This is a genomic window from Pectobacterium jejuense, from assembly GCF_026800125.1.
Lineage (GTDB): Bacteria > Pseudomonadota > Gammaproteobacteria > Enterobacterales > Enterobacteriaceae > Pectobacterium > Pectobacterium jejuense.
In genome coordinates, this window is sequence record NZ_JAPQKX010000002.1 from 560735 (window position 1) to 580621 (window position 19887).

Below are 19887 nucleotides of genomic sequence, written 5' to 3' on the forward strand. Positions count from 1 at the left end.
TCATCGGCATTGTGAATTAGAAATCAAGAATACTTCTTCGCACCTGTAACAATTCGGTGGCTCTTTCGCGAACCATGCGTACCTTCATGTCGTAGGTTAACACTTGCCAAGTTCCTTCTACTTTCTCATCTTTTTTCTGCCCGTCCACCGCTTCGAATTCCCAATACGTATTTTCTGCTGCCTCAATATAGGCATCGCGGTATTGAATCCAGGCGTCTTGTGATTTTTTCAGCGAGTCTTTAACCGTTTGCGACTTATCCCGCATCAGCAATTGGTACTGCTGATTCATAATCCCTTCCCATCCCTGATAAGCGGCCTCGAAACAAGCTTTACGCTCGGAAATCGCTTGAGCTGACGCTGTACAAGCGATGAGTCGATGATCAGGTGACTCGTTAGTGTTATTCGCACCGTGAGCCGAAGACACCATGGCCAGAAGTGTTACAAGTATTGCCTTTTTCATTTTATTCACCGTTCCTTCTTAGTGTTTTTTCCATTATTAACTGCTATATCAACGCATTATCATTAACCAATATATCCGCCTTTACAAGCACCGTCGTAACGCAGTAAAGTCGCCACCCTTTTTATGGTCCGCCATCCTTGGCGGCCTCCTTTCCGGGCCGTCGCGGGTGCGACGTTAAACGTTTTTCCCGGAAATTTTCATGGCATGGGGCACGACGATGTTTATCGGTTTTGACTACGGCACGGCGAACTGTTCCGTGGCAGTGATGGATTCAGGTACACCACGGCTCCTGTCGCTGGAAAATGGCTCGCCTTATCTTTCTTCCCTGCTGTGCGCGCCCGTGCGCGAAGCGGTTAGCGAGTGGTTATGGCGACACCATCAGGTCAATGCTGAGGGTGAGAATGCGTTGCTGCTGAAGCGTGCCATCAGCTACAACCGCGAAGAAGATATTCGCGTGCAGCCTGATAGCGTGAAATTCGGACGTGATGCGTTACGCCACTATATGGATGACCCGGAAGAGACGTGGTTCGTTAAATCACCGAAGTCCTTCCTCGGTGCCGTCGGGCTGAAAGCCCAGCAGATTGCGCTGTTTGAGGATCTGGTCTGCTCCATGATGCTGCACATCCGCACGCAGGCAGAAAGCCAGCTTGATCAGCCGATTCGTCAGGCCGTCATCGGTCGCCCGATTAACTTTCAAAGCATCGGCGGCGAAGAAGCCAACCAGCAGGCGCAAGGCATTTTAGATCGTGCGGCACACCGTGCCGGGTTTGAAGACGTCGTCTTCCAGTTTGAACCCGTGGCCGCTGGGCTGGATTTCGAATCCACGCTGGCGAAAGAAACGCGCGTGCTGGTCGTGGATATCGGCGGCGGAACCACCGACTGCTCCATGCTGCTGATGGGCCCAGAGTGGCATAAGCAGCATGAACGTTCACAAAGCCTATTAGGGCACAGCGGCTGCCGCGTTGGCGGTAACGATCTGGATATCATGCTCGCGTTCAAACAGCTGATGCCACTGCTTGGCATGAATAGCGAGTCGGAAAAAGGCATCGCTCTTCCACTCATGACCTGGTGGAATGCGGTTGCGATTAACGATATTCCGGCGCAAAAAGAGTTTCATAGCACCGCCAGCCGCGCGTTAATCAACGAAATGATCCGCGATGCACGTCAGCCTGAACTGGTAAAAAGACTGCTGACCGTCTGGCAACAGCGCCTGAGCTACCGTCTGATTCAACTGGCGGAAGAGAGCAAAATTGCGCTGTCCAATCAGTCGGAAACGGCGGCCGATTTGCACTTTATCGAATCGGGTCTGGCAACGCGCATTCATGCGGATGAACTCAATGCCGCCATCGAGAATCCGCTCATGCGAATTCAGCAACAGGTGACGCTGGCGCTAGAAACCAGCCAAACCCGGCCGGAAGTGATCTACCTGACCGGCGGTAGCGCCCGTTCTCCGCTGCTGCGTCAGGCTATTCAGCAGTTGCTTCCTGATATTCCTATCGCCAGCGGCAACGATTTTGGCTCCGTTACCGCCGGGCTGGCGCGCTGGGCAGAGATTATCTTTCGCCGTTAAGCCAAGGATGAGACGCCAACCACGCCTCTCGTCAGGCTATTCTGTTGATCGCTATCGTGACTTGACTAATAGCCCACGTAGCAGCAATTCCAGCGCGGCAACGCCTTGTGCCAGCCGCGCATTTCCATCTTCTCCGTCCGCAATCCAGAACGCCGCCTCGGCCAAACTGCCGTAGATTAACGATGCCAGCGCCTGTGGATCGGCGTCAGCCACCACGCCCTGTCGGATAAGGTTATCGATCAGCCGCTGCATCGACTCAACGCAATGGCGCTGTGAATCCGGCGACGCACCCCCCAAAACCGCCCGCGCATCACGCAGCACGATGCGCTGAATCTCCGGCTCTAGCGCCATTTCCAGATAGGCGCGGCAGCGGCAGCGAAAACCGTCCCAGGCATCCTCAGCAGTGTCGGAGATGACTTGCAGTCGTTCATCCATCTCGGCATCGATCTGCTCCACCACCGCCGCCAACAGCCCTTTTTTGTCACCAAAATGGTGATAAAGCGCCCCTCGGGTCAGGCTCGCCTGTGCGGTGAGATCGTCCATTGAGGTGTCAGCATAGCCGCGTTCGCTAAAGACTTTGCGGGCGGTCGCCAGCAGCGTAGCGCGGGTTTCTTCCATTTCAGCACGGGTACGACGAACCATCGACACATCCTTACATACACACCGTATGATTATTTACATTCACTCCGTATGAATATATGCTTTTATTCATACGCTCTGTATGTATTGTCGCTGCGCCGCCACGTGGTGGCAAGTGGATTCACTTTGGAGAATGAGATGGTCAATCCTTATCGAGAACTTTTCGCTGCGCCCGGCACCAGAGGCTTCGCACTGGCCGGCCTGTTGGCGCGGATTCCACTGCCCATGACGGGCATTGGCATTATCACCATGTTGTCGCAACTGCGCGGCAGCTATGCGCTAGCGGGGGCGGTATCGGCCACCTTCGTACTGACCTACGCGCTGCTGTCACCGCAAGTCTCCCGTCTGGTCGATCGCCACGGGCAAGGCCGCGTGCTGCCGATTGCAACCGCCATCAGCGTGATCGGCATGCTGCTTCTGCTCGCCAGCACCTGGTGGCAAGCGCCTGACTGGAGCTTATTCATCGGTGCCTTGCTGGCCGGTTTTATGCCCAGCATGTCCGCAATGGTAAGAGCTCGTTGGACAGCGATCTATCGCGGTCAGCCTCGCTTACAGACCGCTTACTCGCTGGAGACGGTGCTTGATGAAGTTACTTTTATCGCCGGGCCACCGCTGGCTGTCGGGCTGTCCGTTGCGGTATTTCCTCAGGCTGGCCCGCTGGCAGCGGCGTTCTTGCTGATTATCGGCGCGTTTGCTCTGGTGACACAGCGCGGTACCGAACCGCCAGTAGAAGCGCAGGATGTCAGCACGGATCGTTCGGGGTCGGTGATCAAACAGGCGAACGTGCGTTTGCTCGCGCTGTTGATGGTCGCGATGGGCATCATCGTCGGCACCGTGGATATCGTCAGCGTCGCCTTCGCCGAGCAGTATGGTCAGCCGGCGGCGGCCAGTCTGGTGTTGTCGGCTTATGCGGTCGGTTCATGCTTGGCCGGGTTGGTGTTCGGTGCTCTCAAGCTGCGAACCGCATTGCACCAGTTGTTATTGCTGGGTGGCTTAGCAACAGCAGCAACCACGTTGCCCCTGCTGCTGGTTGGCAGTATTCCCGCGCTGGCTGCGGCCGTGCTGATCGCCGGACTGTTCTTCGCCCCCACCATGATCGTGGCGATGTCGCTGGTCGAGCGTCTGGTTCCTGAGCATCGTCTGACCGAGGGCATGGCATGGCTGCTGGCGGGGCTGAATGTCGGCGTGGCGCTGGGCGCTGCGGTATCAGGCTACGTTGTTGACGACAGCGGTGCCCGAGCCGGATTCGCCGTTGCGCTATGCGCTGGCGTGTTGGTGCTGCTGGTTGCGCTGCGGGGATACCAACGCCTACGGACAACGCCTTCTCCTCTTCCCGATGCCGTTTGACGGTTACACATCGCCTGCTTCCCCCCTGTTAAGGACTGAACCATGAACACGTCTTCCTCTATCCCTGTAGGTGCTACTGCACCGCGTTCCTGGCTGGCCGTTGTCGCCGTCGGCCTTGCGACGTTCTCTGTCGTCACGACGGAAATGCTTCCAGTCGGCTTGCTAACGCCGATTGCCGAGACGTTAGATACTTCTACCGGAACCGCCGGCCTGATGATTTCACTCCCTGCGCTTCTGGCTGCACTATTCGCCCCGCTGGTGGTGATCGCATCCGGCGGCATGGATAGACGCAGGATCCTATGTGGACTGCTGACGCTGCTGGTTATCGCCAACATTGCCTCTGCACTGGCACCGGACATCGGCTGGATGCTGGCTGCGCGTGTACTGGTCGGTTTCTGCATGGGCGGTATTTGGGCGATTGCCGGTGGTCTGGCGGCCCGGCTCGTTCCCGAGCACGCCATCGGCCTGGCAACATCCATCATCTTTGGCGGTGTCGCTGCGGCATCCGTGCTGGGTGTGCCGTTCGGCGCACTGATCGGCGATCTCGCCGGGTGGCGCTGGGCCTTTGGCTGTATGGCCGTGTTTAGCGGGCTAGTGCTAATGCTTCACCTCGCGGTTATTCCTGCCCTACCCGTTGCCCATTCCGTCACCCTACGCCAGTTCGGTGAGCAGTTGATCAACCGTAAGCTGCAAATCGGGCTACTCCTGACGCTGTTGCTGGTGGCCGGACACTTCATGGCCTTTACCTTCGTGCGGCCGTTGCTGCTATCGGTATCGGGATTCGATGCGCGATGGATCGGCGCACTGCTGTTCGCCTATGGCATGGCTGGCATCGTCGGTAATTTTCTGGCGGGCATTATCGCAGCGCGGCGCACGGCGTTAACCTTGATAGTCATCGCGCTGGGGCTATTGTTGACTCCGATACTGTTCCTGACCATCGGTGGCTCGCATTTTGGCGGTGGTGTAACGCTGCTCGTCTGGGGATTGGCCTACGGCGGCGTGTCCGTCGGGTTGATGACATGGATGATGAAGGCAGCACCGCGCGCCGTGGAGATCGCCTCCGCGCTGTATGTTGGCATTTTCAATGTTGGCATCGCGCTCGGATCGTGGGTCGGTGGTCAAGCCGTGGATCGCTCAGGCCCGATCGCGACACTTTGGCTGGCAGGTGGATTCGCCGCGGCCGCCTTGCTGCTATCCCTTAGCATGAAGCTAACCGAGAGCAGAAAATGCCTATAAGCAGAAAGAACATAGAAAGAATATAGAATGAAAAAACCGCGAGCACCTTCTTCAGGTGTCTCGCGGTTTTTAGAGATGGTGTCAGCGCAAAACCGTAGAAGTTGGAGTCAGTTAGCCCTGTTGATTCAGGATTAATTGCCCGTTTCGGTCTACTGGAATTTGTGTACCAGGATCGCGATCCATGCGGATTTTACCCTGCTGGCCGTCGATTTTATAGGTGACATCATAACCCAGAACTTTTTGTGATTTGTCGTACACCGTCTGACAGCGCTGTTGCTGCGTCGTGTACGTATCATTTTCCTGCATGCCGCTTTGTACACGGTTACCCGCATAGCCGCCAGCCAGTGCACCCGCTACCGTTGCGACATCCTTCCCGCGTCCGCCACCGAACTGATGCCCCAGAACCCCACCCGCTACGGCACCCAGTACCGAGCCAGCAATCTGGTTTTCATCCTGTACCGGACGACGATGCGTCACGCTCACGTTACGGCATTCCTGACGAGGCGTTTTGACCGTTTCTTTAATTGGTGTTGCTGTTAGCACCTGTGCAAACTGAGGTTTAGAGGAAAATACATCCATACTCGCCACCGCCGCCACACCCAATGCAGCAGCCACACCAATACCTACACCCGCTAACATTGATTTGTTCACAGGATACCTCCCGAATCTATTCTCACGCATTCCCCACCTGCAACCCTGCCGTAAATCTTGTTTTACGCCAGCTCGCGTTTAACGCGATGAATCCGGTGGTTCCTTCTGAATATCAGCATTCAGAATTTTCGGCGTGCGTGCTACGCCATCTGTAAACAGTGGAAAGTCTGCACAATGTTTTAAACTCTCGCAATAAGACTAATTAACCAAAACTGTCAGATTCGTAACATAAAAGCGTCATTTGGGAATTATCTTAACTGGAATTGGTAATAGGACGCTATTTTATACTGCCTTATCAGCGAAGTAGCCAATTGCGCTACGGCTCCAGAAACAGGAAATGGTGAGCAGATTGACGGAAAGAGAGGGCTCTGAGTAAGAATAAGATGGCCCCTGGCAGAAAAGAATACGGGCATGAAATTGCGTTCATGCCCGTATCAGAAAGATGTCAGCAAAGATGGATTAATGCAGCTTCAGACGCGGGCGAATCACCCGGTTGATCCCACCTACCAACATCATCAGGCCTGTTTTAACATAGCCATGCAGAGCAACCTGGTGCATGCGGTACAGGGAGATATACACGAAACGTGCAATCCGTCCTTCTACCATTACGGAGCCCCGCATCAGGTTCCCCATCAGGCTGCCAACCGTACTGAATTTAGACAGGGAAACCAGCGAGCCGTGATCTTTATAGACATAAGGCTTCAGCGTTTGCCCGTTCAGCAAGGCGATGATATTGCTGTGGCAGCGTGATGCCATCTGGTGAGCGGCCTGCGCGCGCGGTGGCACAAACCCGCCGCCTTCCTGCGGGCAGGAGGCACAGTCGCCAATGGCGAAAATATTGGGATCGCGCGTCGTCTGCAACGTCGGCTCAACCACCAACTGGTTAATCCGGTTCGTTTCCAGACCTGCAATTTCTTTCATTGCATCCGGTGCCTTGATACCCGCCGCCCAAACCATCAGATCGGCTTCGATAAATTCACCGTCCTTGGTATTCAGACCGCTACTTTCTGCGCTGGTCACCATGGTTTTCGTCAGCACGCGAACGCCAATATTGTTCAATTCCTGATGCGCAGCCGATGAAATGCGCGGCGGCAGCGCAGGCAGAATACGTTCGCCCGCTTCCACCAGTGTCACATTCAGCGTTTGGTTATCCAGCCCGTCAAAGCCGTAGCTGTGCAGCTGTTTCACCGCGTTATGCAATTCCGCAGACAGTTCGACCCCTGTCGCGCCGCCGCCCACAATCGCGATATTCACGCGCTCTTTTTCTTCCTGATTTGCTGTGAATTTCAGGAATAAATTCAGCATTTCATTATGGAAACGGCGGGCTTGTTTCGGGTTATCCAGGAAAATACAGTGATCTTTCACGCCCGGCGTACCGAAGTCATTTGAGGTACTGCCTAATGCCACCACCAAAATATCATACGGAATACGACGCGCTGCAACCAGCACATCGCCTTGCTCGTCACACACTTCAGCCAGTTGAATCTGCTGCTCTTCACGATCGATATCCGTCAGCATGCCCAGTTGGAACTGGAAATAGTGATTGCGGGCGTGTGCCAGATAGCTCAGCGCATCCATATCGTCGTCCAGCGAGCCTGTCGCGACTTCATGCAGCAGCGGTTTCCACAGGTGGCTATGGTTACGATCCACCAGCGTAATCTCCGCTTTTTTCTTGCGTCCTAACTTGTGGCCCAAACTCGTTGCGAGTTCAAGTCCGCCAGCTCCCCCGCCGACAATGACAATTTTTTTGGTTGGTGATGTCAAAATGACCCCCTAAAATGTGAACCAATCGTTAATAAAGAGTAAAAAATAATATCCTTATATAACATAGGGTTCGCGTAAGTTAAGCCTGATATCTGCTGCAAGAATAGCACGCTAGGTTATTTGGTCATACCAAAATTGATATATATCAATTTATTTTGTCAGGCAGGTTTTTAGCGAGAAAATTCCATCTTTATTTCAGTGAATTAGCACAAATCTGCGCGAAGAGAAAATGCTGAATCGTGCGCGTCTGCACCACAGGATGAACTAAGGAAAGTAAATAAATTGCGTCGTTCCTTCTGTTCCCCCTCAAACAAGGGTATCAGAAGGAACGACAGCCGCAATGAACAGGTCGTCGCTAAAGCAGTGTTAACCGAGCGTTTTGAAGGCTTTTATTCGCTGTAAATGAGGGGAGATGCTTTTGAATTTATGCGTCTGAATATCATCCCAGACGATCTCGTAATACGTTCCCAAGGTCTGCGCGCTACGCTGGCTGTCGAGCATTTCATCCTGACGGGAAAGCATCACCATGCAGCGATCGCGGTTCTTTTCACGAAAGTTCGCCACGCACTTCGTGGCGATATCCAGATACTCTTCCGGGCGATCGATTTTCCCGCTCATGTTTTCCTGCGGGAAAAGGTTAGGATTAACGATGACTTGTCGTATATCACACAGGAAACCGACGCGTTCGGCCCAGAAGCCCCCTAGCCCCACGCCACAGATCAGCGGACGATCGTCATCAGACTGCTGAATCGTCTTATCCACCTGCTTTAGCAGGTGTTGCATATCATGACGCGGATGCAGCGTGCTGTAGCTAATCAATCGTACATCTTCATCAATAAACTGAAGCTGCAAGACCTTTTCATGGTTGCCGGGGCTGGTCGAGTCAAAACCGTGTAAATAGATAATCATCTTTCATCCTCACCGCAGACTAAGTTGCCTATTTCTCGCCATTTTTATGCGCCTGCCAGCGCTCGCTGAGCAATGTGAGCGCCTGATTCGCCTGCTTCCAGCGCGGCGAATCCAGCAGTTCCCGACGAGAAAACGAACCCTGATGATATAAGCGCGTCAGCTGCTCCGCTTTGACCGGGGACAGGTTATCCAGCACGCTGACCGCCCCTTCGCGATGATTGCAAACCAGAATCATGTCACATCCTGCCTGCAACGCCGCCTGCGCCCGTTCGGGATAACTGCCCATCACCGCGGCACCTTCCATCGAAAGATCGTCAGAGAAAATAATGCCGTCAAAGCCCAGCTCGTCACGCAGCACCGTTTTGAGCCAATAGGGCGACCCACTGGCAGGATGCGGATCGGCCTCCGTATAAATCACGTGGGCTGGCATGATCGCATCCAACTGCTGGCGCTGGATCAGCGCTTTAAAAATTGACATGTCGTGGACACGAATCTCCGCGAGCGGACGCGGATCGCGCGGCGTTTCTTTATGTGAATCGGTGCTGACCGCACCGTGGCCGGGGAAGTGCTTACCCGTGACCTTCATGCCTGCGCTATGCATGCCGCGAATAAAACTCTGCGCGACGGCCAGCGCCGTCTCTGGATTGGCATGGAATGAGCGCTCACCAATCGCCGCGCTCTGGTGGCCGATATCCAGCACCGGTGCAAAGCTAATATCGATATCCATGGCGATCATTTCTGCCGCCATCAGCCAGCCGCCCTCTTCCGCCAAACGCAAGGCTTCTGACTCGCTGTTTAATGCCGCGAACGCCTGCGCGGCAGGCAAACGAGTAAACCCATCACGAAAACGCTGAACCCGTCCGCCTTCCTGATCCACAGACACCACAAGGCGCTCGCGCGACGCCGCGCGGATTTGACGCACTAATTCCCGTAGCTGCGCCGCATCATGAAAATTACGGGTAAACAGAATCACGCCGCCAACCAGCGGATGTTCCAGCACTTCACGATCTTCTGCATCCAGCTCATAGCTGGCAACGTCTAACATTACCGGACCCACAAAAACCTCATTCTTTAGAGTGTACTGCTTAATGAAATGATCTTTACTACAAACGCCACATCGTCAGCCTGGCTATAGCCGATGGCCCAACTGTAACCGATGATATAGCGCGGGAATTTCCGCTAAAAATTCGGGGTTCTTCGTTTGCTGCCAGCGAACTTCAAACCACATCAATACCAGATAATCGACCCAGGGGAACCACTGCATCATCTGTTGCTGGAGGCGGCTCACGGAAAACCCTCGCCGATGTCGCTGGTAGCTCTGTAGAAAATGCGTTTGCGCCAGGTTTTCCATCTGGCTGGCTCGCACAATGAACGCCAGTTCAAAGGCAATATCACCATCAGAGGCATATTCCCAATCAATCAGCATCGTTTCTTGTGGAGTAATCAGCAGGTTTTCAGCATGCACATCAAGGTGGAGAGGCGCTAGCGCCAAAGGCGTGGGTAGCGCTGCACGCTGAAAATAATGGTGTGCACGCAATAACGCGGGCGAACGGCGGCGCGGATCCATCAACTGCCAGTGCTGCGCGAAGAGCACTTTGAGATCGAGAGGATGACCGCTACGCGGCTGGCGATGAAGCTGAGACAGTATTCGTGCCACTTCGCCATTAGCCAACATCATCAGGAACTCATCAGATGTGGCAATGCGCCCGGGCACCCACTCGACAATCAGCCAGTCGTCACGCCACAGCAGCGGCCGTGGCGCGAGACCTATCGCCGACATCTGCCGCAGCAAGGCGAATTCGCGCTGGCGATCAACGCCCATTTTCCGCTCGGTTGGCGACTGCCGACGCGCAAGCCATTCGATGTCAGGCCCACGGATCCGCCAGCTTTTACTACTCAGCCCACCAACCAGCTCAAAGCGAATATCCTCCATCTCCACAGCCGGGAAATGTTTCTGGATCGTCGCAGTCAGCTGCTGCTGGATACCTGCCTGCTTAATGCTGAACGGCGCCATTGCCTGACCACACAATTTCACCGGTCTGCACCAGCATCAGTTGCATGTCGAGCTGCGGCGATTTCACATCACCACTGACGTCGCTGTACAGCACATACTGCGCGCTGACATAACGTGCCAGACCAATCGCCTTGCTGCGCGATCCTAAGCTGTCATCAACCGACAGACCCAGCGTTTGTTTCGCGGCGGCCAACTGCTCACGCGGCACCAGCGTAAACGCTTTACCGGAAGATAGCGCGCTGTACAACGCCCCTGTCGCTTTCGCGATCGGCAGTGAGCCGTTGGTGTTGTTTTTCACGCTATCCACCAGCAGGATACTGCCCGGCGTGACGCCATCGGCTTTCAGCATCTGCGCCACCAGCGGATTAATGCTGGCTTCCCAGTTCAACGTCTGGATTTTTGGCGGTTGCGGTACAGATTCACCCGGCGGCGGCGTTGGCGTAGTCGGCACTTGAGGCTCAACGGGTTCAATCGTCGCAGGCGGTTCGGTCGGTTCCGGCGGACGGCTGGGGCACCCAGTCAGTACCAATGCCGCCAGCATCACCCCTAGATACTTTTTCATATTTTCTCTCTCTGCACACCATTACAAAAACAGATGAAGACGAACCTGACGCGCATTGGGACTGCTGCGCGTGGAAAAAACCGTCATTTCCGTCTGTGGCGGGATTTCAATGGACTGCACCTCTTCAAAAGGCAGCACATCCAGCCCGTTTTCGTCATACCAATAGAAACGGTAATGCACGGTCACCGCGTGTGAAGCGTCATTGCTGACGGCGGAAGACGCGCGCAGCCGGCCATTTTCTGAATCCAGCGACGGGTTCCCCGCGGTAATACCGGCCGATAGCACTGGTGCATCTAGTACCAGAGTTTGCCGTTCATTGATGGTCAGCACCTTTGGCGCGCTACAGCCCGCCAGCAGCCCAGCCATCAAACACGCGGACAGAAAAAGCATCGGGTTACGCATGATGTTCTCGCATGATGGTTTTCTCGCACGACAGTCTACCCATGACTGTCGAACCTGGTTCTATAAGATCTAGTTCGCCAGCAAAGGCCCTAATGCGCGGCCACCCAGCAGATGCATGTGGATATGATAAACCTCCTGCCCGCCGTGTCGGTTGCAGTTAATGATCAAGCGATAGCCGTCTTCTGCAATCCCTTCCTGCTGCGCAATTTTACCCGCGACCGTCACCATACGTCCCAGCGCCGCTTCGTGCTCGGGGGCAGTGTCGTTAACGGTAGGGATCAAGACGTTCGGGATGATCAGAATATGGGTTGGCGTGCGAGGCGCGATGTCACGGAAGGCGGTGACCAGTTCATCCTTATACACGATATCGGCAGGAATTTCCCGGCGGATAATTTTACTAAAGATGGTTTCTTCAGCCATGATTGATTTCCTTGTTAAAGCTGGCGTTGAACGACGTTATGTAGGCAGTATGAGTGACATATTCCATTTCTTTCAACCTTCTTCGTCTATTTCTGGTGCGGGTGGTCAAAATACGACTCCCAGTAAAAACCAGAAATACGCCAGCTTTCGCCCGAAAACAGCGACGCTATCGCCCCTGCGGTAAGGATTTCGCATCATCCATCGAAAATTCGTGAGTGCGCCTTCCTATCAACTAAACAACCGTTGCGTTCTCACCAGCATCAGCAACAGGACGCAGACCAACAGCGCCGCGACCAGGTTGTAGAGCATTCCCGCCACAAAGGCTGAAACGTATTGACCCGCTTGTGCAACTGCGTCATCGCCTGTCGCCAGTGCAGTACCAAACAGGATACCCACCACGGCCACACCCAGCGCCGCACCAACCTGCTGAACCGTCGAGATCACGCCCGATGCCATACCCGCCTGAACCTCATCCACAAAGCCCAGTACCAGATTCAACAGTGGCGTCATGATGAAGCCCTGACCCGCACCGACGACCACCAACACAGGGATCAGCCGAACGGCCACCAGACCCGCACCCGCTATCTGTACCTGCATAATCAACAGGCCGATCGAGATAGCATAAACCAGCGCCCCCGCGACGATAGCAGCCGTGCCCCAGCGAGCAACCAAACGCGGAGCCACCAGCGATGCCAGAACGAACCCCACGCTGCACGGCGCGAAAATACTTCCTGCAAGGAAAGGATCAAGCCCCAGTCCTGTTTGTACCAGCAAAGCAAAACACAGGAAAAATGAGCTGGATGTGGAATACACCAGCAGCACCAGCAACACGCCCAGCATGAAGCGGCGCTGTACGAGCAGACGCATATCCACCAGCGGAAGATACCCCGCTCGCTGTCGACGTTCCTGCTGGCGGTAAAAAATCGCTAACAAGAGCGTTGCTGTGGCCAACATCCACAGACTCCATGCTGGCCAACCTTCCCCCGGCCCTTCAATCAGCGGCACCAACAGCAGCGTCAGCCCAACGCTGACCAACGCCACACCCGCCCAATCTAGCGAAGGGCGCTGCGGCGTCCGGGACTCAGGAATAAATCGTGCAGCCGCGATAGCCAGCAGGCCGATGGGTACATTGATAAGAAAGATACTGCGCCAGCCCAGCCCAAACAGATTGGCATGCACCAGCCATCCCCCTAGTATCTGACCCGCGATAGCGGCGAGCCCTAGCGTCATGCCCAACAGACCGAAGGCACGGCGGCTATCGTCACCGTCGAAATTGACGCGGATAGAGGCATAAACCTGTGGAAACAGTAAAGCGGCCGCAAGTCCCTGCAAGATGCGAGCACCGATCAGAAACCCCGCACTGGGCGCTAAACCACACAGCGCAGAGGCAAGCGTAAATCCGGCCATTCCCACTACAAACAGGCGACGTCGACCAAATACATCCCCCAACCGCCCGCCCGTGATCAGCAGTACGCCGAAAGCCAGTTCATAACCCGCTACGATGAAACCGATTTGCGCGAAGCTAGCGCCCAGATCGGCCTGCATGCTGGGAATCGCGACATTGACCACGAACAGGTCGAAGATCGTGACAAAACCGGCCATCAGCAGCACAGAGAGGCCAAGCCACGGCGGACTGTTGACGGCTGGCGTAGGCAATGCCGACGCGCGATAATTTGAGTTCATCTGTATATCCTTGCCTATCGAGAAGTTGCGTATCGAAAATGATGACGCCGCCATTCTCAAATCCTTTTTAAACAATTACAATTTAACCACTTATGCTATTACTAAAAGCAATGCGGTAAACGATGCGAACATTGGAAAGAACTCGCCATGATCTGGCTGCGTTTTTGCGCGCGCGCCGTGAACGGGTGTCACCCGCCGACGTGGGCTTGCCTAGCGGAGGAAGACGGCGCACGCCGGGGTTGAGACGCGAAGAAGTGGCGGCATTGGCTGGCGTTGGCCTGACGTGGTACACCTGGCTCGAACAGGGACGTGATATCGGTGTGTCGGCGGCATTTCTGGACAGTCTGGCACGGGTGCTCAAACTCGATGCCGCCGAACGTCGCCATCTGTTCCTACTGGCGCATGAGCGACCGCCTGCCGAACCGGGTAAGACATGGTGTGTGGTGCCGCCGCTGGTACGGCGTCTGATGCACGATCTGGCTCCGCATCCGGCCTATATCCTCAACCTGCGTTGGGACGTGCTGACCTTCAATGAACCGGCGAATCAGCTTTTCAACTTCGACGCCCATTCTTCCGAAAGACGTAATCTGCTCTGGCTCTTGTTCACCGACCCGTTACTGCATGAGCGATTCATCGACTGGGAGCAACAGGCTCCACAGATGCTGTCGAGTTTTCGCCGCGATTTCGCACGCGCGACTCAGGAGGCTGACATTCATGAACTGGTGGACGAGCTGGAGCAGGTATCGCCAGATTTTAAAACGTGGTGGCGGCAGCATGAGGTACACGCCCCGTGCAGCGGCGTGCGGCAACTGATGATCGACGGCAAGGCTGAAGCTTTCGACCATACCTCGCTAACCATCGATGAAGATCGCCATCTGCGTCTGGTGGTTTACGCTCGGCAGTCTCAGGAAGAGGACTAAGGCGGTTCTGACCATAAAAAAAGGGGCTTTCGCCCCTTTTTACCACTCCCCAACAACACATCAGTGGTTACGGATGTAGTCGTCCATGTCGGTTTTCAGGTTATCGGATTTTGTACCGAAAATGGCCTGAACACCGGAACCTGCCACAACCACACCTGCTGCGCCCAGTTTTTTCAGGCCAGCCTGATCAACTTTAGCCACATCGCCTACGCTAACACGCAGACGGGTGATGCACGCATCCAGGTTAGTGATGTTTTCTTTACCACCAAACGCGCTAACCAGTGCCGCAGCCATTTCAGTGCTGTCCTGTGAGCTTTGCTCAGATGCACTATCTTCACGGCCCGGCGTTTTCAGATTCAGTTTGGCAATCAGAACGCGGAAGATGGTGTAGTAAATCAGCGCATAGCACAGACCCACAATCGGGAACAGCCACAGGTTGCTACCGTTGCCGCTCAGTACCACGAAGTCGATCAGACCGTGAGAGAAGCTTGTGCCATCACGCATGCCCAACAGGATACAGATTGGGAACGCCAGACCTGCCAGAATCGCATGGATCACATACAGGATCGGCGCGACAAACATGAAGGAGAACTCAATTGGCTCAGTGATGCCCGTCAGGAACGAGGTCAGCGCCGCAGAGATCATGATGCCGCCTACTTTCGTGCGGTTTTCTGGTTTCGCTGAATGCCAGATAGCAATAGCCGCAGCTGGCAAGCCGTACATTTTAAACAGGAAACCGCCGGACAGTTTACCCGCAGTCGGGTCACCTGCAATGTAACGAGGGATATCACCGTGGAAAACCTGACCCGCCGCATTGGTGAACTCACCAACCTGCATTTGGAAAGGTACGTTCCAGATATGGTGCAGGCCAAACGGTACCAGAGAACGTTCAACGACCCCATAGATACCGAATGCCAGCATCGGGTTCTCATTTGCTGCCCAATGTGAAAACGTTTGGATAGCGCTACCGACCGGTGGCCAGATGAAAGACAGCACCGCACCGGTAACGATCGCCGTCAGGCCGGAAATAATCGGCACAAAACGTTTACCGGCAAAGAAGCCCAGATACTCAGGCAGCTGAATGCGGTAGAAACGGTTAAACATATACGCGGCAATCGCACCGGCAATGATCCCGCCCAGAACACCGGTATCCGCCAGATGCTTCGCAGTAATCTCGGCAGCCGGTAGATTAAGAACCAGCGGCGCAATCGCAGCCATGGTTTTGACCATGATGCCATAAGCCACCACCGCCGCCAGTGCGGAAACACCGTCGTTATTAGTGAAGCCCAGGGCAACACCAATAGCAAAAATCAACGGCATGTTGGCAAACACCGAGTCACCGGCCTGTGCCATGACGCTGGAGACAATTTCAGGCAACCAGCTAAAATTGGCCGAACCGACACCCAGCAGGATACCTGCGATAGGGAGTACGGATACGGGCAGCATTAGCGACTTACCTACTTTTTGCAGGTTTGCGAATGCATTCTTGAACATAATTGAGTGTGCTCCTGAGTAATAGTGCTTTTACTTCTGATACTTCATATAAGCAAAGGCGGGGAGGATGGCCTTTGCGAGTTGGGGTGTCTTAGCCCCCTTTAATTTTTACGCAGAGTAAAATAAATAGCGTTCACAATGTTTGATTGCTATCACGTTTCCACAAGGCAACAGGCTGAGATCGAACAGATATTGCACTTTTCTGTGATATATCGCTAAAAAACACGTCCCCCTGAAGAGGAAAAACCTAATCAAGGGGATTATGAAGCGCTATTAATTACACGGATAAAAAAAACTCGGCTATTCTCAGTCACTATTGCGCAGCGGTCAACCGAGCCGGATCGATGTGAAACAGGCGGGAGAAGTTTTCTGTCGTGGCGGCAGCGAGGTTTTCCAACGATGTGCCTTTCAGTACAGCGAGATATTCTGCTACATCGCGTACATACGCGGGCTGGTTTTCCTGCCCCCGGAACGGAACCGGCGCGAGCCAAGGGGAATCCGTCTCAATCAGCATCCAATCCAGCGGCACGTAACGCGCGACGTCACGCAGTTCCTCTGCATTGCGGAACGTGACGATCCCAGAAAACGAGATATAGAATCCCATATCTAGCAGCGCTTTTGCCGTCGCCAAATCTTCCGTAAAGCAGTGCAGCACACCGCTGCATTTCTCCGCCTGTTCCTCACGTAGAATGGCCAGCGTATCTTCACGGGCGGCACGCGTATGCACGATAACCGGCTTGTTCAGGTCATTGCCAATACGAATATGTTCACGAAACGATTCTTGCTGCTGGGCTTTCGTCTCTTGCTGATAGAAATAGTCCAGGCCCGTTTCCCCCATGGCTACCACGCGGCTTGCGCTGGCTAACTCACGCAGCTCGGCATAATCATAAGGGGCTTCCTGATTGAGCGGATGAACGCCGCAGGAAAAGGCCACGTTATCGCGCTCGCCGATTAACTCCACCATGGCACGATAGCCGGGCAGCGTTGTCGCCACCGCCAGAAGGAAACCGACATCACGGCTTTTCGCTTTATCCAGCACATCGGAGACATCTTTATGCAATGACTCATAATCCAAACCGTCAAGATGACAGTGGGAATCCACTAACAACATGATATTTACTCGATAGTAATTAAACAGAAAAAAGATGGCTATCGCGCTTAACCGATGAAGCAAGCGTGCGCTCTCCATCAAGCAGGCGTTCCGTCAGCAGCAGTTCACGGTTCACACCCGTGACGGTCAGCAATTTTTGCCGACAAGCCAGCCACTGTTGCAGCTCATACTGCAAATGTGCGGAAGGTTCGCGCGCCAGACGCTCAACCAATTCAATCTGATCCTGATTCACCCAATGCTCGCTTGCCCCCTGCTGCCATTTCATGGCATCCAGCAGTAGCGCAGCCAGCCAGTGAATACGAACATCAGCATCGTCATGATTTAGCTGTGATATCAATGAGAGCTGATCTCGCGAAGTCAGCGCGGCAGAAAACGCCTGACATAACGCGCTACGCTGCTTCCAACGCTCTGGCTGCAATAACGCCTCGGCAGCTAGCGGCGCGCCCGATTGCAATCTCAATGCCGTGCGCAATGCCTTGCTGTCATGGCGATGGCGAGCATTCAGCCACAGCACGCTCTGCGTCTCATGTGGGACATCCAGATAGTGATACAAACAACGGCTGCGCAACGTAGCCAACAGCCGGGCTGGTTCACGGCAGCCAAATAAAAAGAAGGTATTCTGCGGCGGCTCTTCCAGCGTTTTCAGCAGTGCATTGGCGGCAGCCTCGGTCAGTTGCTCAGCGGCAGCCAGCCAGATCACTTTTGCTCCGCCTTGTCGGGAGTGTTGATACACTTTTTCCACGACGTCACGCACTGGGTCGACGCCCAGGCTTTGCTTGCCTTTCTCTGGGCTCAGCACATGCCAGTCTGGATGCGTTCCTGCGGTCATCAGGTTACAAGAGTGACACTGGCCGCAGCTTTTCATCCCATCAGGCCGCTGGCAGATCAGCCACCGGCTCAGCGCATAAATCAGCGACTCATCGCCCATACCCGGCAGCGCATGCAGCAACACCGCATGATGCCCCCTGCCCGCCTGATATTGGCCAATAAGCTGCCGATAGGATGCATTCAGCCACGGATACCACTCCATCAGCCCTGCCCCTGTGCAACAGGCTGCAACCCTTGTTGCTGCAACCATTGCTGTAACGTCGCCTGAATATCCGCACTCACGGCATCAATAGACTGTGAGGCATCGATCGTCAGGATGCTGTCATCCTCCGCCGCCAGTTCCTGATAGCGGGAACGGGTGCGATCAAAGAAAGCCAGCGACTCCTGCTCAATCCGATCCAGCTCGCCGCGCTGGCGCGCGCGTTGTAAGCCAATCGCTGGCGGCAAATCAAGATAGAGCGTCAGGTCAGGCCGAAAATCGCCCAATACGGTATCGCGCAGTGAGCGCAGCAGTTGCTGATCGATTCCGCGTCCACCGCCCTGATAAGCCTGTGAAGAGAGATCGTGGCGATCGCCAATGACCCAGTTTCCATTCGCCAGCGCCGGTTTGATGACGTTATCCACCAACTGAACTCTGGCCGCGTATAACATCAGGACTTCTGCTTTGTCGGTGACCTTCTCATCGGCTATGCCTTGCTTGATAAGCTCACGCAGCTTCTCCGCCAGCGGCGTACCACCTGGCTCTCGCGTGAACACCACGTCTTTCACACCATGTGACCGCAGCGTTTCCACGACGATATTACGTGCGGTGGTCTTCCCCGCGCCTTCCAATCCTTCAATGACGATAAATTTACTGTTCATCCCGTTCCTTTAACGCTGAGCGGTATACCCTCACAGCACGATTATGGTCTGCAAGGTTAGTGGTAAAACTGTGTCCGCCTTTTCCATCCGCCACAAAATACAGGTATGACGTTTTGGCTGGGTGCGCAGCCGCATCCAATGAAGCTTTCCCCGGCATCGCGATTGGCGTCGGCGGCAAGCCGGAGATGACATACGTATTGTAAGGCGTCGGCGTGTCTAATGCTTTACGGGTTATCACGCCTTTATAGTCATCACCCATGCCATAAATCACGGTAGGGTCAGTCTGCAAGCGCATACCAAGCCGTAAGCGATTGACAAAAACGGAGGCGACCTGAGTACGTTCTTCATTGATCGCCGTTTCTTTTTCAATGATGGACGCCATCGTCAGCAACTCGTCCGGTGTCTTATACGGTAATCCTTCTTCGCGCCCTTTCCAGACCTCATCCACCGTTTTTTTCATGCGCTGATGCGCACGCTGCAACAGGGCGACATCACTCGTACCTGCCGTGTATGAATACGTATCAGGATAAAACCAGCCTTCCGGGTTCGTCTTATCTTTGATTTCCAACTGGGTGGCAACGTCCTGTTCGGTTTTATCGGCCAGTGAGTGCTTGATATAAGGTGCTTGTTGCAGCGTGACCAGCCACTCTTTCAAACGTGAACCTTCGACAAAGCGGATGGAAAATTGCGCTTCTTTTCCGCTGGACAGCAGCGCCAACATCTCGCGCACGGTCATGCCCGAAGTAAAGCGATACGTACCCGCTTTGAATTTTGCCAATTCAGGTTCAAAACGCAGCAGCCACGGAAAAAATGTGTCATCAGTGATAATTTTCTGATCGAGAAGCAGCGTTTCCAGCCCTTCTCTTCCCGTACCAGCCGGAAGCGTAAAGATAGTTTCCTTTTCGATAGCCAATGGAGAATCAGCAAAACGCTGCATTTTCTGCCACGCGACCAGTAATATCAGGACAGCGGCAGTGATAATCAGCAAACCAATTTTCTTTTTCTTCATAAATCAA

Annotated in this window: 20 protein-coding genes; 4 read left to right on the forward strand and 16 right to left on the reverse strand. The window is 54.4% G+C overall.

Annotated features, from left to right (window positions below; all coding sequences use genetic code 11):
- Positions 1-16: 16 nt before the first annotated feature.
- Positions 17-460 carry a lysozyme inhibitor LprI family protein gene (locus tag NXT09_RS06005; RefSeq protein WP_268579136.1) on the reverse strand — a complete coding sequence of 148 codons (444 nt, stop codon included), beginning with the start codon at positions 458-460 and terminating at the stop codon, positions 17-19.
- 217 nt (positions 461-677) lie between these two features.
- Between NXT09_RS06005 and yegD the strand changes: the two genes are divergently transcribed.
- Entirely contained in the window at positions 678-2030 is a 1353-nt protein-coding gene (yegD, locus tag NXT09_RS06010; RefSeq protein WP_268579198.1) for a molecular chaperone, read from the forward strand.
- A gap of 51 nt (positions 2031-2081) precedes the next feature.
- Here yegD and NXT09_RS06015 read toward each other — a convergent pair whose 3' ends face one another.
- Positions 2082-2672: a TetR/AcrR family transcriptional regulator gene (locus NXT09_RS06015; protein WP_268579137.1), complete on the reverse strand. Its 591-nt coding sequence runs from the start codon at positions 2670-2672 to the stop codon at positions 2082-2084.
- 135 nt (positions 2673-2807) lie between these two features.
- Here NXT09_RS06015 and NXT09_RS06020 point away from each other — a divergent pair, with 135 nt between their 5' ends.
- Together NXT09_RS06020 and NXT09_RS06025 are read left to right on the forward strand one after the other, a co-directional pair.
- Complete coding sequence (locus NXT09_RS06020; protein ID WP_268579138.1) at positions 2808-4016, forward strand: MFS transporter; 1209 nt, start codon at positions 2808-2810, stop codon at positions 4014-4016.
- A gap of 42 nt (positions 4017-4058) precedes the next feature.
- Complete coding sequence (locus NXT09_RS06025) at positions 4059-5252, forward strand: MFS transporter (RefSeq protein ID WP_268579139.1); 1194 nt, start codon at positions 4059-4061, stop codon at positions 5250-5252.
- 111 nt (positions 5253-5363) lie between these two features.
- On the opposite strand, the gene NXT09_RS06030 is transcribed toward NXT09_RS06025, so the two are convergent.
- From NXT09_RS06030 to NXT09_RS06070, 9 genes are all read right to left on the reverse strand, one after another.
- Positions 5364-5903 carry a glycine zipper 2TM domain-containing protein gene (locus NXT09_RS06030; RefSeq protein WP_205554552.1) on the reverse strand — a complete coding sequence of 180 codons (540 nt, stop codon included), beginning with the start codon at positions 5901-5903 and terminating at the stop codon, positions 5364-5366.
- A gap of 459 nt (positions 5904-6362) precedes the next feature.
- Complete coding sequence (locus tag NXT09_RS06035; RefSeq protein WP_268579140.1) at positions 6363-7667, reverse strand: NAD(P)/FAD-dependent oxidoreductase; 1305 nt, start codon at positions 7665-7667, stop codon at positions 6363-6365.
- A 366-nt stretch (positions 7668-8033) separates the two neighbouring features.
- On the reverse strand, positions 8034-8576 hold the full coding sequence (gene ycfP, locus NXT09_RS06040) for an alpha/beta hydrolase YcfP (protein ID WP_010297273.1): 543 nt from the start codon (positions 8574-8576) through the stop codon (positions 8034-8036).
- Between the two features lie 28 nt (positions 8577-8604).
- Complete coding sequence (nagZ, locus tag NXT09_RS06045) at positions 8605-9633, reverse strand: beta-N-acetylhexosaminidase (protein ID WP_268579141.1); 1029 nt, start codon at positions 9631-9633, stop codon at positions 8605-8607.
- Between the two features lie 72 nt (positions 9634-9705).
- On the reverse strand, positions 9706-10590 hold the full coding sequence (gene thiK, locus NXT09_RS06050) for a thiamine kinase (RefSeq protein WP_268579142.1): 885 nt from the start codon (positions 10588-10590) through the stop codon (positions 9706-9708).
- Positions 10571-11152 (reverse strand): penicillin-binding protein activator LpoB, encoded by a 582-nt coding sequence (gene lpoB, locus NXT09_RS06055; protein WP_039532229.1) that lies wholly within the window; start codon positions 11150-11152, stop codon positions 10571-10573. The genes thiK and lpoB overlap by 20 nt, the downstream gene beginning before the upstream one ends.
- A gap of 21 nt (positions 11153-11173) precedes the next feature.
- On the reverse strand, positions 11174-11554 hold the full coding sequence (locus NXT09_RS06060; protein ID WP_014915833.1) for a YcfL family putative periplasmic lipoprotein: 381 nt from the start codon (positions 11552-11554) through the stop codon (positions 11174-11176).
- A 69-nt stretch (positions 11555-11623) separates the two neighbouring features.
- Positions 11624-11974, reverse strand: coding sequence for a purine nucleoside phosphoramidase (hinT, locus tag NXT09_RS06065; RefSeq protein WP_268579143.1), 351 nt, complete (start codon positions 11972-11974; stop codon positions 11624-11626).
- A 228-nt stretch (positions 11975-12202) separates the two neighbouring features.
- Positions 12203-13657, reverse strand: coding sequence for an MFS transporter (locus NXT09_RS06070; RefSeq protein WP_268579144.1), 1455 nt, complete (start codon positions 13655-13657; stop codon positions 12203-12205).
- A gap of 122 nt (positions 13658-13779) precedes the next feature.
- Between NXT09_RS06070 and NXT09_RS06075 the strand changes: the two genes are divergently transcribed.
- Positions 13780-14577 carry a helix-turn-helix transcriptional regulator gene (locus tag NXT09_RS06075; RefSeq protein WP_268579145.1) on the forward strand — a complete coding sequence of 266 codons (798 nt, stop codon included), beginning with the start codon at positions 13780-13782 and terminating at the stop codon, positions 14575-14577.
- Positions 14578-14637: 60 nt separating this feature from the next.
- On the opposite strand, the gene ptsG is transcribed toward NXT09_RS06075, so the two are convergent.
- From ptsG to mltG, 5 genes are all read right to left on the reverse strand, one after another.
- The gene (gene ptsG / locus NXT09_RS06080) at positions 14638-16071 is read right to left on the reverse strand and encodes a PTS glucose transporter subunit IIBC (RefSeq protein ID WP_268579146.1); all 1434 of its coding nucleotides are present in this window, start codon (positions 16069-16071) and stop codon (positions 14638-14640) included.
- 313 nt (positions 16072-16384) lie between these two features.
- Positions 16385-17182, reverse strand: a complete 798-nt coding sequence (locus NXT09_RS06085; protein ID WP_268579147.1) for a metal-dependent hydrolase — start codon at positions 17180-17182, stop codon at positions 16385-16387.
- A 19-nt stretch (positions 17183-17201) separates the two neighbouring features.
- Entirely contained in the window at positions 17202-18212 is a 1011-nt protein-coding gene (gene holB, locus NXT09_RS06090) for a DNA polymerase III subunit delta' (RefSeq protein WP_268579148.1), read from the reverse strand.
- Positions 18212-18871, reverse strand: a complete 660-nt coding sequence (tmk, locus tag NXT09_RS06095) for a dTMP kinase (RefSeq protein ID WP_110164028.1) — start codon at positions 18869-18871, stop codon at positions 18212-18214. The genes holB and tmk overlap by 1 nt, the downstream gene beginning before the upstream one ends.
- On the reverse strand, positions 18861-19880 hold the full coding sequence (gene mltG / locus NXT09_RS06100; RefSeq protein WP_268579149.1) for an endolytic transglycosylase MltG: 1020 nt from the start codon (positions 19878-19880) through the stop codon (positions 18861-18863). The genes tmk and mltG overlap by 11 nt, the downstream gene beginning before the upstream one ends.
- Positions 19881-19887 lie beyond the last annotated feature (7 nt).